Origin of the sequence: Alicyclobacillus fastidiosus (assembly GCF_026651875.1) — a bacterium.
Lineage (GTDB): Bacteria > Bacillota > Bacilli > Alicyclobacillales > Alicyclobacillaceae > Alicyclobacillus > Alicyclobacillus fastidiosus.
Genome location: NZ_CP104067.1, coordinates 5,094,476 through 5,107,337, shown reverse-complemented (window position 1 = coordinate 5,107,337; position 12,862 = coordinate 5,094,476). Strand labels below are relative to the sequence as shown.

Annotated in this window: 9 protein-coding genes and 1 pseudogene; 8 read left to right on the top strand and 2 right to left on the bottom strand. The window is 45.9% G+C overall.

Going from position 1 to position 12,862, the window contains the following annotated elements; genetic code table 11:
- The first annotated feature begins 586 nt into the window (after positions 1-586).
- Positions 587-796 carry a helix-turn-helix transcriptional regulator gene (locus NZD89_RS24895; protein ID WP_268005355.1) on the top strand — a complete coding sequence of 70 codons (210 nt, stop codon included), beginning with the start codon at positions 587-589 and terminating at the stop codon, positions 794-796.
- 722 nt (positions 797-1,518) lie between these two features.
- Here NZD89_RS24895 and NZD89_RS24890 read toward each other — a convergent pair.
- The gene (locus NZD89_RS24890; RefSeq protein WP_268005354.1) at positions 1,519-3,003 is read right to left on the bottom strand and encodes an IS5 family transposase; all 1,485 of its coding nucleotides are present in this window, start codon (positions 3,001-3,003) and stop codon (positions 1,519-1,521) included.
- Between the two features lie 165 nt (positions 3,004-3,168).
- Between NZD89_RS24890 and NZD89_RS24885 the strand changes: the two genes are divergently transcribed.
- The 7 genes and pseudogenes from NZD89_RS24885 (at position 3,169) to NZD89_RS24855 (ending at position 11,159) form a co-directional block, all read left to right on the top strand.
- Positions 3,169-3,507: a restriction endonuclease gene (locus NZD89_RS24885; protein ID WP_268005353.1), complete on the top strand. Its 339-nt coding sequence runs from the start codon at positions 3,169-3,171 to the stop codon at positions 3,505-3,507.
- 23 nt (positions 3,508-3,530) lie between these two features.
- Complete coding sequence (locus NZD89_RS24880; protein ID WP_268005352.1) at positions 3,531-3,836, top strand: hypothetical protein; 306 nt, start codon at positions 3,531-3,533, stop codon at positions 3,834-3,836.
- 1,065 nt (positions 3,837-4,901) lie between these two features.
- Positions 4,902-6,117 (top strand): annotated as a pseudogene (locus NZD89_RS24875) (IS256 family transposase).
- 518 nt (positions 6,118-6,635) lie between these two features.
- Positions 6,636-7,943, top strand: coding sequence for an ABC transporter substrate-binding protein (locus NZD89_RS24870; protein ID WP_268005351.1), 1,308 nt, complete (start codon positions 6,636-6,638; stop codon positions 7,941-7,943).
- A 147-nt stretch (positions 7,944-8,090) separates the two neighbouring features.
- Positions 8,091-9,074, top strand: a complete 984-nt coding sequence (locus tag NZD89_RS24865; RefSeq protein ID WP_268005350.1) for a carbohydrate ABC transporter permease — start codon at positions 8,091-8,093, stop codon at positions 9,072-9,074.
- Positions 9,067-9,912 carry a carbohydrate ABC transporter permease gene (locus NZD89_RS24860; protein ID WP_268005349.1) on the top strand — a complete coding sequence of 282 codons (846 nt, stop codon included), beginning with the start codon at positions 9,067-9,069 and terminating at the stop codon, positions 9,910-9,912. Before NZD89_RS24865 ends, NZD89_RS24860 begins: the two co-directional genes overlap by 8 nt.
- Before the next feature lie 257 nt (positions 9,913-10,169).
- On the top strand, positions 10,170-11,159 hold the full coding sequence (locus NZD89_RS24855) for a zinc-dependent alcohol dehydrogenase (RefSeq protein ID WP_268005348.1): 990 nt from the start codon (positions 10,170-10,172) through the stop codon (positions 11,157-11,159).
- 353 nt (positions 11,160-11,512) lie between these two features.
- Here the strand turns inward: NZD89_RS24855 and cypC are convergent, their stop codons facing one another.
- Complete coding sequence (gene cypC, locus NZD89_RS24850; RefSeq protein ID WP_268005347.1) at positions 11,513-12,763, bottom strand: CYP152 family fatty-acid peroxygenase CypC; 1,251 nt, start codon at positions 12,761-12,763, stop codon at positions 11,513-11,515.
- Between the last annotated feature and the right edge of the window lie 99 nt (positions 12,764-12,862).

The following is a 12,862-nucleotide window of genomic DNA, read 5'->3' as shown; positions in this document are numbered from 1 at the left end:
TCGGGCCGAGCTTTTAACCCCATCGCGACACGGGGCTTGACAGGTGTCGTTCATATCAACGGGCAGCTTAGTTCAATATCGGTTCTTTGGTTAAATATGATATAAAGACTATATGTCTGCTAAGTGAACAAGGAGTGATCCATCCTCTGTATTGCACTTCCGACGTTTGCCATGATGTTTGAACCACGCTGCGTGGTGAATCGGATTCGATGTAGTAGCCGAACTCTATACTTCGCCTGTCGTATGGGTGACCCACAATTTTGCACCACTTAAAGGGTTTGTGCTTTCCCATCATCTATTCCCCCTTAGGAGTTGCTTTCCCAAATAGGTGTGATTTGACGATCACGCGGTTTAACACCAAAGCTTCTCCGATGTATGCCTGTGATTCTTGGCTTCCCAAACCTGATCACTGTGGCTCCATTTCTAGACCATGGAGTTGTAACAGTTTTCACATCGATTTTGACATTATTCCGCTCGTGGTTCCTTTCTTAATTCCAAATATAGACGTAAAGATATATTGACATTCACATTGTTGTCTGTGTATGATCAATGTAAATAAAACTTTACATCGAAAGGGGGGCAGTACATGGTCAAAAACATCATAAAGGAGCTTCGGAATGAGTTTGGAATTACGCAGTCTCAATTTGCTAAGGATCTACAAATCACTCGTCAAACCGTGATCGCTATTGAAAATGGGAAATACAATCCAAGTCTGGAGTTATCTTTAAAGATCAGTAGATATTTTGGGCGAAGAATTGAGGACATTTTTGAATTAGTGGAGGGGATTAAAGAATGAGTAATGCTTTAATTACTTTAGGAGTCGCGGTACTGGCAGGATTGACTGGATATGTAGTCATCGGAAGAAAACCGAACGCACGATTTATGGATGAACGGACTCTATCCATATGGCGTCAGAGGGCGGTATGGTTGCTTCAGCTATACCTCGGCATATCGTTGGTTTTGTGCATGATTTTTTTGTTCATTCACATCAATCAAATACCTGTTTGGGATATCATGCAATATTTATTATGGACCACCGTCTTTAGTTATATTGTGTTATTTGTCAGTCGGAGGAACTGAGTATAAGTCAAAAACACCAGATTGAGGTCACAACTTTTCGGACACTCGCAAAACCAAAAAATGGTTTTGTGTCCATATTGAACGGAGGAACTTATACGCTAAGCGGAACAGAACAAGGGCAATCGTATACGTGGAAATACAGCAGTGGTGCAAGAAGTGATATTTTTGTTCTTCATGAAGGAAGTATATGGGGTGGAATTATACCTAATCCAGCAAAGTACACGATACCTTCACTGGTTCAGACAGTAGCACAGACTCTGCGCCCCATCTCTTAAACTCCATATTCTAGGATTACAAATCAAATCCGCCCCCAAAACTGGTTGGTGACCACGGGGGTGGTTTGATGATTGTTATGGGACAAAGGGGGCGACATAAGCCCCTTCAACGATCAGTGCATTAAAATACTCAACGCTGTGTAATTAGGGCCTGCTGAACGATTTAATACACAGGCCCCATGATGCAAAAATCAACCTCAAAGAGTTCTCCAAACAAGAGCCAGAAAAGAAGCCGCAGCCTCTTTTCGAGGTTCATGACCAACAGTTGCAGGGCGATCACAGTCTCGCTCGTCTGACGAAGCCGTGCTCGAATCAAGCCAAGCCCATAGTTTCGCTTGGCTTCGCCAAATTTCCCTTCCACCGCGTTACGCTCACCCACGTCCTCGCGCTCTTGTTGCTTTTCTCCTGACTCCACATGCTTTGGCGGACGACCAAGTTTCGGCCCGCTCAACCGGATTCCGTGTTCCTTGCAGTACCTGAGGTTCTCTCGCGTTCGATAGATTTTGTCCGCCAGAACGGCTTCCGGATAGCAACCGAAGCGCTCAACATACCGCTCTACGGATTCAATCAGGGTCGTTCCCTCATTGAAGCTATCCCAGCTTGTCTTCTCCATCATGGCGTATCCGTCCACAACACTGATGGCGACCTTTGAACCGAACTCCACATTCGCTTTTGCTTTTCCACGTACAATGGGTCGAACGTCTGGCTGTGCGATGCTGACGATTCTGTCGTCAACCCGGTGGCTTCGCGTGCGATACATCTCTCGTTGTTGGCGATGCAACTCGCCAATAACCAAGAGATCGCGGTATTGTTTCCGCGAGAGGGTAGTAAGCGGTGTATGTTCTGCCAGTTGTTCAATGAATCTCAAGTCCCTTGCCACATAGCGCAACTGTCGCCCAATAGCCTTACGAATCTCTGACCGGCTTGGCTTTCGGTTCTTTGCCGTTCGCAAGTAGTCACGACGCGCTTGGCGCCGCCGGTCTCTAGGTTTCTTCATGTAGCCGACATGTGACGCATGGAGTGTGTCGATGATGTCCTCCAACTTCTCACGCGCTGTGTTCAACAGTGTCAGGTCTGTCGGATACGCAATATCTGCAGGCGCGCAGGTTGCATCCAGAATAAGCTTCCCTTGATGCGCGCGTGGTTCTTGAGATTCTGCTTGTGGACGACCGTTTGCATCTTCCCCGGAGGAGGTTGGAGGATTGTCTTTGGGACCGTTGTCGTCTCCATCCTCTTCTTCCTCACGTGCTGCCTGCACAATCCACTCATTCACTTGGTTAATAGCATCAGGGCCAAGCCGCTTACGAAAGTATGTCAGCAGAGAAGGATCAAAAGGCGGTTCTTCCTGATATGCCTCAAGACCGAGGAAGTACTGCAGGTACGGGTTTTCCGTGATGTGTTGAACCAAGTGGCGGTCTGAAAAGCCTTCACGTTCCTGAATGATGAGCGCACCAAGCGCCATTCTAACGGACATTGCGCGCCCGGCTCGAAGGTCCTTGCTAAAGTGTTTGCTGTATTCTTGTTCCACGCGTCGCCACGGGATGAGATAGGAGAGCTCAACCCAACGATTATCTTCTCTGAGTCGACCACCGAACGGTAGAAAGAAGTCGCCGGGGAGTATCTGTTGATCTTGATGATTCGCGTACATTGTCCGTCCTCCAAGTGCACGGTTTTTCGCACGTCACAGATTCCGAACACAACGTTTATTGTGCTTCCTTTGATGGCTTTGTTTTCCCTGATTCTCTCGTTCATCAAGCCTAACAAGAGACGAAGGAAGTTTCGCTCACAACCACAGTTAAATGAGATTGATAGGATGACCGGCGAGGACTTCGAGGACGCGTTGCAATATACACTCCGTAAAAAAGGGTGGAGGCTTGAGACCACCAAAAAATCCGGCGACTTTGGAGCGGACTTGATAGGTACCGACCCGCAAGGCAGACGTGTTGTGATCCAGGCCAAACGATGGAAACAAAAAGTGGGGGTAGAAGCCGTCAATCAGGTTATTGCTGCAAGAGTGTACTATGAGGCAGAGCGAGCTTTAATCATCACCAACCATTACCTTACGAATTCGGCTTGGGACCTTGCTAAAAAAGCCAATATTGAAGCTTGGACACGAAAGCGCCTTTCAAACGAAATCCAAACTCATGAGTAATCTATATGAATAGGAGCAGTCACATGAATCTAAAGGACATGACCAACGCATCCACCATACAATACTTAAAAAACACGAGCGAATGGGAGGAATTTAGGGAAGCACTAGACGGACAAGATGACGAGACTGTGGCGCGGATATTTCTGCAGCTCCTAGAAGCCGTAAAAGTGATGGAAGGTAATTATGAAAAAACAACAATAGAGATACGAAAGGATATAATGCAGAAAGTGCGCTTGTACTGCGCCAGATCGCCTTACAATATAAAAACATTCACCAATGCAGCGCTTGAGGCAATGGTAAACATACTTGGAGATGGCAGAGAACAGTAAGTGTATCGAATACCGAGGAGTTAGGACAAACTACATAGGTATCACGAGACTAAAGAGCCAGAAGGTAAGCCGCTTTCTGGCTCTTTTGATGAACAAGTTTGTGGAATAGGGAAGCCTAGGGAGCTTCCCATCCACTCTTGGACTGCATGGCAAACTGAGGGTATGAAAGTCTCGTTAAACAATGTGCAAGCGTGGTCCTTTATCCATGTCTGGAATGCCTAAGTTGTGTACTGCAAGCTGCACTACAGCGGCTTGCGTTTCTTCCTGAGATAGCCCTGTGAACTCCCGCAAATTACGACATCCTTACAATATTGTGCACGCAAATCATCCGAAATCTGGACTTTCATTTCAGAATCCGCGCTCTAAGTGACATTTAACGTCTTCCTCACCAAGGGGGTCCGTCAGGGAGGGGCGATAGTCGCTTGTCTAAATTCGCGAAGGTAACACTTTCATGGACAATCGGCACTACGTTCTTGTTTATAGATATGGATCACGGTATTCCATGGCCAATTGTCACGGCGCAAATTTGTATGGCATAACGTGATGCGTGAGGCCTTGGGATAGCAACCACGAGATTTGCGTATTCTGATGCAGATGAAGGACCGGATCATCAGCATCTCGCCAGTCGGATGTACGACCCATTTGTAGAGGCAAAGTGAAGGCCAACGTGGAATGGGTGTAAGGTGTCCATCTCAATGTTCAACAGAAAGAACCAAACGAGCTATCTGGGAGTATCGAAATTTGATACATCGGGCTACATATTCAATTATTAATTGGTTATAGAACTATTTCAGGCTGAATATCATCATATTGTATCCGATATTGTTGCGTGAAAACTGATGTCATAATTAAGTTAAATATGATAAATTTACTTGTTCTGGGTGTTCAGCATACTAATTTTAATAGCAGACACATGCGCAACTGATCCGCAGTGCCCGGCGTAAAACAATAGTTAAGTCCATATGATTGTGTAAAAACGGGTATGGTCTACAAACGTAGATGAGCCACCCGCCCCCTCTTCGGTAGAATGAGTTTGCGGACAAAATTCACCAGGAGGGATACGTTGTGGCTCAGTACCAGATTACCGTGGATGAGGAGATTTTGCACGGCTTGTTTCATGGAGATGAGGGGGTTGGCCTCTTATTAGAGCAGGTGGTCAATCAGATCCTACAGGCTCAGGTATCGGAGCAACTCCAAGCAACACCCTATCAGCGTACAGGAGAGCGTCAGGGATACCGGAATGGGACTTATCCGCATACCTTAACCACCCGTGTGGGTCGTCTCACATTACGAGTACCCCGTGTACGTAACGGCCAGTTCTCCACAGAACTCTTTCTTCGCTATCAGAGAAGTGAACAGGCGTTGGTACTGGCTCTCATGGAGATGGTGGTGAACGGTGTATCTACACGCAAAGTCACACGGATTACGGAAGAACTATGCGGGACTTCCTTCTCTAAATCCACCATTTCAACGCTGTGTAAACGCCTAGACCCCACTGTGCATGGTTGGAATCAACGATCGCTGAGCAAGAAGCAGTATCCCTTCCTGCTGGTGGATGCGCTCGTGATCAAGATTCGGGAAGACGGTCGTGTTCGTTCCCGCAGCGCCATGATTGCAACCGGCGTGAATGAAGAAGGATACCGTGAGATCCTCGGTCTTATGCTTGGAGACGGTGAGTCCGAAGCTGGCTGGAGCAAGTTTTTCTCATGGCTCAAGGAACGAGGCCTAAACGGCGTAGACCTAGTGGTATCGGACAGCCATGCTGGGTTGGTCAAAGCGTTGCTTTCACATTTTACAGGCTGTACCTGGCAACGGTGCCAAACACACTTTATGCGAAACCTGCTGGATGCAGCACCAAAGTCATTGCAGGGTGAGATTTACCGGAAAGCCCGAGCGATACTGGATGGATGCACCTGATTTGGATACAGATACAGCACGGTTTCTGCTAGACCAGGTACTCAGTGAATATGCAGACAAAGCGCCAAAAGCGATGCAGGTGTTAGAGGATGGCTTTGACGACGCAACAGCGGTGCTCTCATTGCCCGAGCGATACCGGCAACGGCTACGCACAACCAATGGCGTAGAACGGTTAAACGAGGAGATTCGTCGACGTGAACGAGTGATACGCATCTTCCCAAACCGAACATCCGCCATGCGTCTGCTGGGAGCTTTGTTGATGGAGATGGATGAGAAGTGGACGACCGGTCACCGTTATCTGACGATGGACGATTACTGGGCCTGGAGAAGGACCCAGACCCAGATTACTAGGCAACCGGCCTAAGAAATAACCGAAGAGGGAAAGTACACACAAATTCGGACTTGATCGTAACAATCTCGCTAACTGGCTTTCAGGTTATCAACCGGGTGATATTGCGGTGAAATATACAATTTACTGGATTATGACCGAAGATAGAGAACCTCAAAAATTAATTTACTTCTTGATGCTCAATAATCCTAATGTTCAAAGAAAATAATCTTGTTTATCAAATAATAATGGATATTATAACGAATATTTTTTGAAAACGCTTCCTATATCGATCAGAAAGAAGGGAAGAACTACTATGAAACGTCTGTTCTTGGGGGGTGATGGCAGTCTTTCGAGATCAATTGACAGTACTAGGGCGTCGCCGCATGTCCATAAATCGAAGCAAGGAAAACAATACGAATTCGCTTTCTGTATCAGAGGACGAATTAAATTATGTGAATATTCCGGCAAATTGCAGGGCAGATGGCCTGAACATCAAAAATGAAGTTTTTGGTTTCTTTAATTTTGTTACCTGACATAAGGGAGGAAACAAAATGAGAATTAGATTTAAAACCCTGGGAGTCTCAGTTGGCGTAGTAGCACTATTCTTATCAGGGTGTGGAACTAACACAAGTGGGAGTAATTCAAATACTTCCAACACTAAGGGGCCCATTACGTGGTGGGTACCTAGTCCGGACCCGACTCCCGGCACACTTGCTGGTGCCGCCAAGGCGTTTACTAAACAGACAGGAATTGTAGTTAATGTAGAGAGCGTGCCGTGGTCTACGTACCTGACGAAGATCACTACAGCAATCACTAGTGGTCAAGGTCCAGATGTGATGGAAATTGGAAATACGTGGGCTGCCTCGCTTGCTGAATCGGGCGGACTCGTTCCGTGGACCTCAGCCATGTTTCAGGATATCGGTGGGGAGAACAAGTTCCTGAAAACGAGCATGTCGGTCACTGGCGTTCCAGGTCAGCCACCAATTTCGGTGCCATTCCTAGGGCAAACATGGCTACTGGAGTACAATAAACAGTTATTCCGTGAGGCAAACATTAGTTCGCCACCTACAACATGGAGTGCTTTCTATGCTGATGCCAAGAAACTTACTAATCCTGCGAAGGGTGTATGGGGAGTAGCAGCACCAATCGGTGCTCCGACAGCTGATGGAACCTGGGACTGGATACTATTTCGACAAGAGGGAGGTAACTATTACAACTCTGCAGGTAATCCAAACCTGACGTCAGCAGCAGACGTGCAGACGTTGACTACGTACATCAAATGGGTCTATCCTGATCGAATCATCGATCCGGCGCTAGTTTCTGACAGCACCGGAACGCAGGATACGACAGAATTTGAACGTGGCCAGGCAGCGATGCTGTTTACACAAGATCCTCAACAGGCCGTTACAGACCCTAGTAAATATGGGATTGGGCTTATTCCGCTCCCTTCTCCCATTCCGCCAGGTGGTACTTCAATCATGTCACATGTAGCTGGTGAAAATTTGGCGATCTTTAAAAACAGTAAGCACATGGCTGCTGACCTGGAGTTCGTCAAATTTCTAACAAGTCCACAAGAACAAGAGACGATTAATAAGGCAATGTTTGAATTGCCAGTGACCACAGCAGGGTTAAACACTCCATATTTTCAAACGCCAGCGGAGAAGACCTTTGGTGAAATACTTGACAACCATGCAGCCCCAGCACCAACAGAGCCATCAAGCAATGATCTAGGGACTGGAATCGGTAATGCGACGGTTTCCTTGTTTCGCGATGATATAAGTGCACAAGGAATTACTTCACAACAGGTGAAGTCTTCGCTTTCTTCTGTTCAACAAACGGTTATTGCAAGTGGGAATTAATTGATTTGAGAATAATCGGAGTGCGTAGTTATAGAGGGAGATCCTAGACGTGTACGGAAAGGGACCTCCAGTTTTACTCTCGATAGTTTCTGAATTTCTTATTCAGTAGTTGGATTGCTATGGACAGGTTACAGGGGGAATAGCACTATGGCAAATCAATTTCGCCCAAACGAAATTGAATTGAATACCAAAAAGCGAGCGCGAACTAGTAAACATTCTGTTCATGCACATCGGCGTATATTACCCTATTTAGCCCTGTTACCTGCTGTCATTGCGATTGCTTTCGTGCAAGTGATTCCAACTTTCTTTGGCGTGATCATAAGTATGCTTAAATTAACACAATTTACGATCGGAAACTGGATCCAAGCACCTTTCGCAGCGTTACAAAACTTCTGGCTAGCAGTCAATGTGGGTCAGCCAATCGGTCGCGAACTATTCGTTTCGCTGGGTGTTACTTGTGCATATACTGTCGTCGTGGTTGGGGTATCTTGGATACTAGGGATGGCTGCTGCAGTATTTCTGACGGATCAGTTTCGAGGACGCGGGTGGCTCCGAAGTCTATTTATATTACCCTATGCCTTACCGGCTTACGTTGGAGTAATGGTTTGGACGTTTATGTTTCAACCTAACGGGTCAGTAAATAGCCTTTTAGGGAAAGATTTACACTTAATTTCTCCGGGAACATTTTGGTTGGCGGGTATTCGGGCATTCGTCGCAATAGCGATCACAGCCATTTGGCGTACATGGCCCTTTGCATTTTTGATGCTTTTAGCGGGAATGCAGGATATTCCACAAGAGTTGTATGAAGCAGCGCGTGTTGACGGTGCAAGCCGATGGAAAGAATTTTGGGGGATCACTCTTCCGTCAGTTCGTAACGTAAGCTTACTTTTAGTTCTAATTACTGGTTTTTGGACATTCACTGACTTTACGACTCCGTTCGTTATGTTTAGTACTTCTCCCCCTGTAGCAGCACGGTTAATGTCCCTTCAGATCTACGTAGATTCCTTTGTAAATTTAAACTTTGGGTTGGGTGCGGCAATGTCTGTGATTATGGTTCTGTTTTTACTGATTATTGCAACTGTTTATATTCGTGTATTCCGTATGAGAATCGGGGAGATGCACAATGGCTGAGAGTAAATCGTATCGTGTAGTTCGAGCTACAGTTTTGCTCATATTGGTGCTCTTTACACTCTATCCAATGTGGACATTGGTGACGATATCGATTTCAACGCCTTCGGAAGCAGGTTCAGTATTCCGTTTGATTCCAAAAGTGATCAACTTCCATTCGTACGTTGGGATGTGGAAGACAGCACCATTACTACGTTATCTTATCAACAGTCTGATAGTCTCAGGAGTCTCGGCTCTGGCATCGGTACCAATTGCCATTCTCACAGCCTATGCATTGACTCATTACCGCCTTTTTGGCGGAAAGGCGTTTCTTCGGGTTGTTCTATCGACTCAAGCCTTCCCTGGAGTTTTTTTCTTACTACCTCTTTTTGTACTGTATGTGATCATTCAAAACGCTTTAGGGATAACTTTAGATGGAAGTTATCTGGGGGTGATTTTGACCTATCTAACATTTGCGCTTCCCTTTTCAATTTGGATGCTGACCGGGTATGTGGAATCTATTCCTCGTGATGTTGAAGAGGCAGCAGTTGTGGATGGAGCAAGGGGGTTTCAGGCATTTATCATCACGACGTTACGAATTGCTTTGCCTGGAGTGACTGCCGTTGGAGTTTTTTCATTTATGACAGGATGGGGAGAGGTGCTTTTTGCATCGGTCCTCACGAATAGTGCAACACGTACATTGCCAATCGGACTTCAACTCTATGAAAATGCCCAGGCTGGTGTAATCTACTGGAACCAGCTTATGGCTGCTTCTCTGACGGTAAGTTTGCCGGTCGTAGTGGGCTTTCTTTTACTTCAGAGATATTTTGTTCGAGGTCTCGGAGCGGGTGCTATTAAATGACGATGACACCGATGAATGTTTATGTCGAATATGGTGTAGTCGATACGAGGAAAATTGACATTGAAATTATTGTTCAGAAAATAAAAAGTCCTCTAGAGAGGATTAAGCTTTTACATGATCATCCTATTAACTCAGCAAGGGTGAGGCTTTTGGGAGAACAGAAGCGTACAAGTGTCTTGTAAACTACCCGCTTGGAAATTCCGATTGTAGTATTGATGCCAATAGAAATTCGGAATATTACGATGAGGAGCAACGCCATGAAAAAAGCCGCGGTTTTAGGAAAAAACAGAGTGGGATTGGTAGAGGCGTCAATGCCAGAGTCTATTGGAGATATGGTAGTAGTAAAAGTAAATGTAGCACCGATGTGTAGTGAGTACAAAACTTTTCTATCTGGTAAAGAAACAGATTGTCTTGGACACGAGGCTGTAGGGGAGGTTGTTCAGGCTTCGAGTTTGAGTCACGTTCAAGTTGGGGATCGTGTGGTCGTAATGCCCCTCAATGGATGTGGCAAGTGTGGGTATTGTCTAGCAGGGGACTACATTCACTGTCATAGTAATACGATGCAAGATGCGACTATGGCACAGTATGTCTTAAAACCTGCGTTTATTCTACAGCAAGTTCCTGATGATATATCTGATGAAATGGCTTCATTAGCGTGTTGTGCGCTAGGTCCTTCGTTTGGTGCATTTCAGCGCATGTCTCTTGGCAGTTACGATACCATTCTTGTCACTGGACTAGGTCCAGTAGGGCTCGGTGCGGTTGTCAATGCAAAATTTCGAGGTGCAAGGGTTATAGCTGTTGACTCAAATCAATACCGTGCCAACGTCGCACGAGAAATAGGAGCAGAAGTCGTATTCGATCCTCGTGAATCTGATTTGGTTGAACAAATTTTAAATCGTTTGGGAGAGCCTGGCGTAGACTATGCAATTGATTGCTCGGGAACAGTGGCTGCGCATAGAACTTGTATTGACGCCGTACGTCGTAAAGGTCAGGTTGCATTAGTGGGAGAATGTTATAACGAGACCCCTATCATAGCTAGTAAAGACTTCATTAGAAAGGGGCTCACTTTATTCGGCTCATGGCACTATAATCTGAATGATTTTCCAAAACTCATGCATATGATTCGGACATTTCCACCTGTAAAAGAGCTAATTTCACACGTATATCCAATGACGCAGATACAACAAGCGTTTGAAACATCCGCTTCCCAACAATGCGCGAAAATTCTCATCAAACCCTGGGAGTAAAACTTCGTTCAGAGTGCAAAGCGTTAAGAGACAATCAATGCAACTAATACTCTTTTTAACCAGTTTACAATCCATAAAGAAGTGAGTTTCATTCATTTTGACTCCCCAAGAACTACCACCGAATGCGTAGGTCAACCATTCATCGAAGCTCTTTGCTGGCGTGCCATCTGATTTTGTATTGTTTGCTGCCCAAGAATAATAGTCCTTAGTTGCAGCATCCGGTTCTGGTGCAAAAATATTTGAATACGCCACATGTAGTGTGGATTCAGTTACGATACACCACTGTATATTGTGGTTTCGTGAATTTTTGCACCAGAACCCTCAGAATTGCTTTCTAAACGACTGCCCTGGAATCATTTTCGTCTGATATTACTCATTACAAATCTGCTTTCAGGCAATGTCGGCATTTTTGCCAGACTGTAGCTTAAATCCTGATCTGGGACTTTAAACTCAATTCTGTTGACGAGGAAATCCACGCTTGCCTTCATGACCTCGACGGTAATACCCTCGCCTGGGCAGCGGTGTCCTTTGGCAGGGTCACCCCCACCTTGGGGAATGAAATCAAATAGGCTTCCCTTCCATTCCTTAAACCGCTCTGGCTGAAATTCATTTGGGTTGTCCCATAGCCGAGGATCGTGATTCGTACCGTACATATCAAGCAGTACAAGCATTCCCTCTTTGAATTCGCATTGATTCCAAATAAAATCCTTTCGTACCCTTGCACCTAGAAAAGGGCCAAACGGGTAGTAACGCCGAACTTCCTGCGCGAACATTTCAAGATAATTGCTGTTACCTGACTGCACCTTCTCTTTACACTCTGGATGCTCATGCAACGCTAAAGCTGCAAAGGTAATGAAGGTTGCAATCGCAACAATCGGCCGTAATACATTAATGAGTTCTACCGCAGCCATTTGGGTATCGAGCTGGCTGCCATCGAGATTAGTGTGAAAAGCCATCGCATACAGTGCTGAATCTGCCTCAGCCTTCAGACCACCAGCTCGGACATCTTTTATGACCCCTCTAATCCACTCTTCGGCTCTGGTTCTTGCTCTTCTTCCTTTCCAGTGCCGCGGTCCAACCGCTCCAAAGGCATCAACCATTGCACTGAAGTCGTCTGCCCGCTCTTTTACTTCTGATTCCTGCAGCGGAACCCCAGCCCAATCGCATGCTATCCGGCATAAAATATCGTTTGCTTCATCAAAAAGTACAACCTTCTCGGAACCTTCCCATTTGCTAATAGAAGCCTGCCACTGCTCCGTAGCAAGCTCAGCTAACCGCTTTTGATGCGGCGGAGTCATCAGTGACATAAAAAGAAGCTTCCGGAGAATATGTGCATCACCATCTAAAGTCTGGATTCCATTTTCACCAAACAATGTTTTTTGCACGCGTTTTGGTGCGGCACCGTGTCGCTGAAAACGGTCTGAATCATAAAACAACTTCGCCGCTTCTTCCCCGCTTATACAAATTACCTTTTGCAGCAGCAACCGCGCTTCAAAGAGATCAGACCGATACCGGTCGACCCTATTTTTGATAAACAGATACCCTTCTTGCATCAGAGCGATACTGTTATCGAGGCTTTTATCATGAGGGACTTGCTCGTTCATTAAACTTATCTTCTCCTTTACTCCTAACTAGTGGTGACCTCACGAAACGAAAAAAATCGTTGACGCCTCTAGTGGTCTTCCTGACGTCAGTTTGAGGTA

Bases quoted from the DNA above. Each gene is read 5' to 3' on its own strand.
- NZD89_RS24865 (WP_268005350.1), top strand. From the start codon at position 8,091: ATGGCAAATCAATTTCGCCCAAACGAAATTGAATTGAATACCAAAAAG.
- NZD89_RS24855 (WP_268005348.1), top strand. From the start codon at position 10,170: ATGAAAAAAGCCGCGGTTTTAGGAAAAAACAGAGTGGGATTGGTAGAG.
- NZD89_RS24880 (WP_268005352.1), top strand. From the start codon at position 3,531: ATGAATCTAAAGGACATGACCAACGCATCCACCATACAATACTTAAAA.
- cypC (WP_268005347.1), bottom strand. From the start codon at position 12,763: ATGAACGAGCAAGTCCCTCATGATAAAAGCCTCGATAACAGTATCGCT.
- NZD89_RS24885 (WP_268005353.1), top strand. From the start codon at position 3,169: ATGACCGGCGAGGACTTCGAGGACGCGTTGCAATATACACTCCGTAAA.
- NZD89_RS24895 (WP_268005355.1), top strand. From the start codon at position 587: ATGGTCAAAAACATCATAAAGGAGCTTCGGAATGAGTTTGGAATTACG.
- NZD89_RS24870 (WP_268005351.1), top strand. From the start codon at position 6,636: ATGAGAATTAGATTTAAAACCCTGGGAGTCTCAGTTGGCGTAGTAGCA.
- NZD89_RS24890 (WP_268005354.1), bottom strand. From the start codon at position 3,003: ATGTACGCGAATCATCAAGATCAACAGATACTCCCCGGCGACTTCTTT.
- NZD89_RS24860 (WP_268005349.1), top strand. From the start codon at position 9,067: ATGGCTGAGAGTAAATCGTATCGTGTAGTTCGAGCTACAGTTTTGCTC.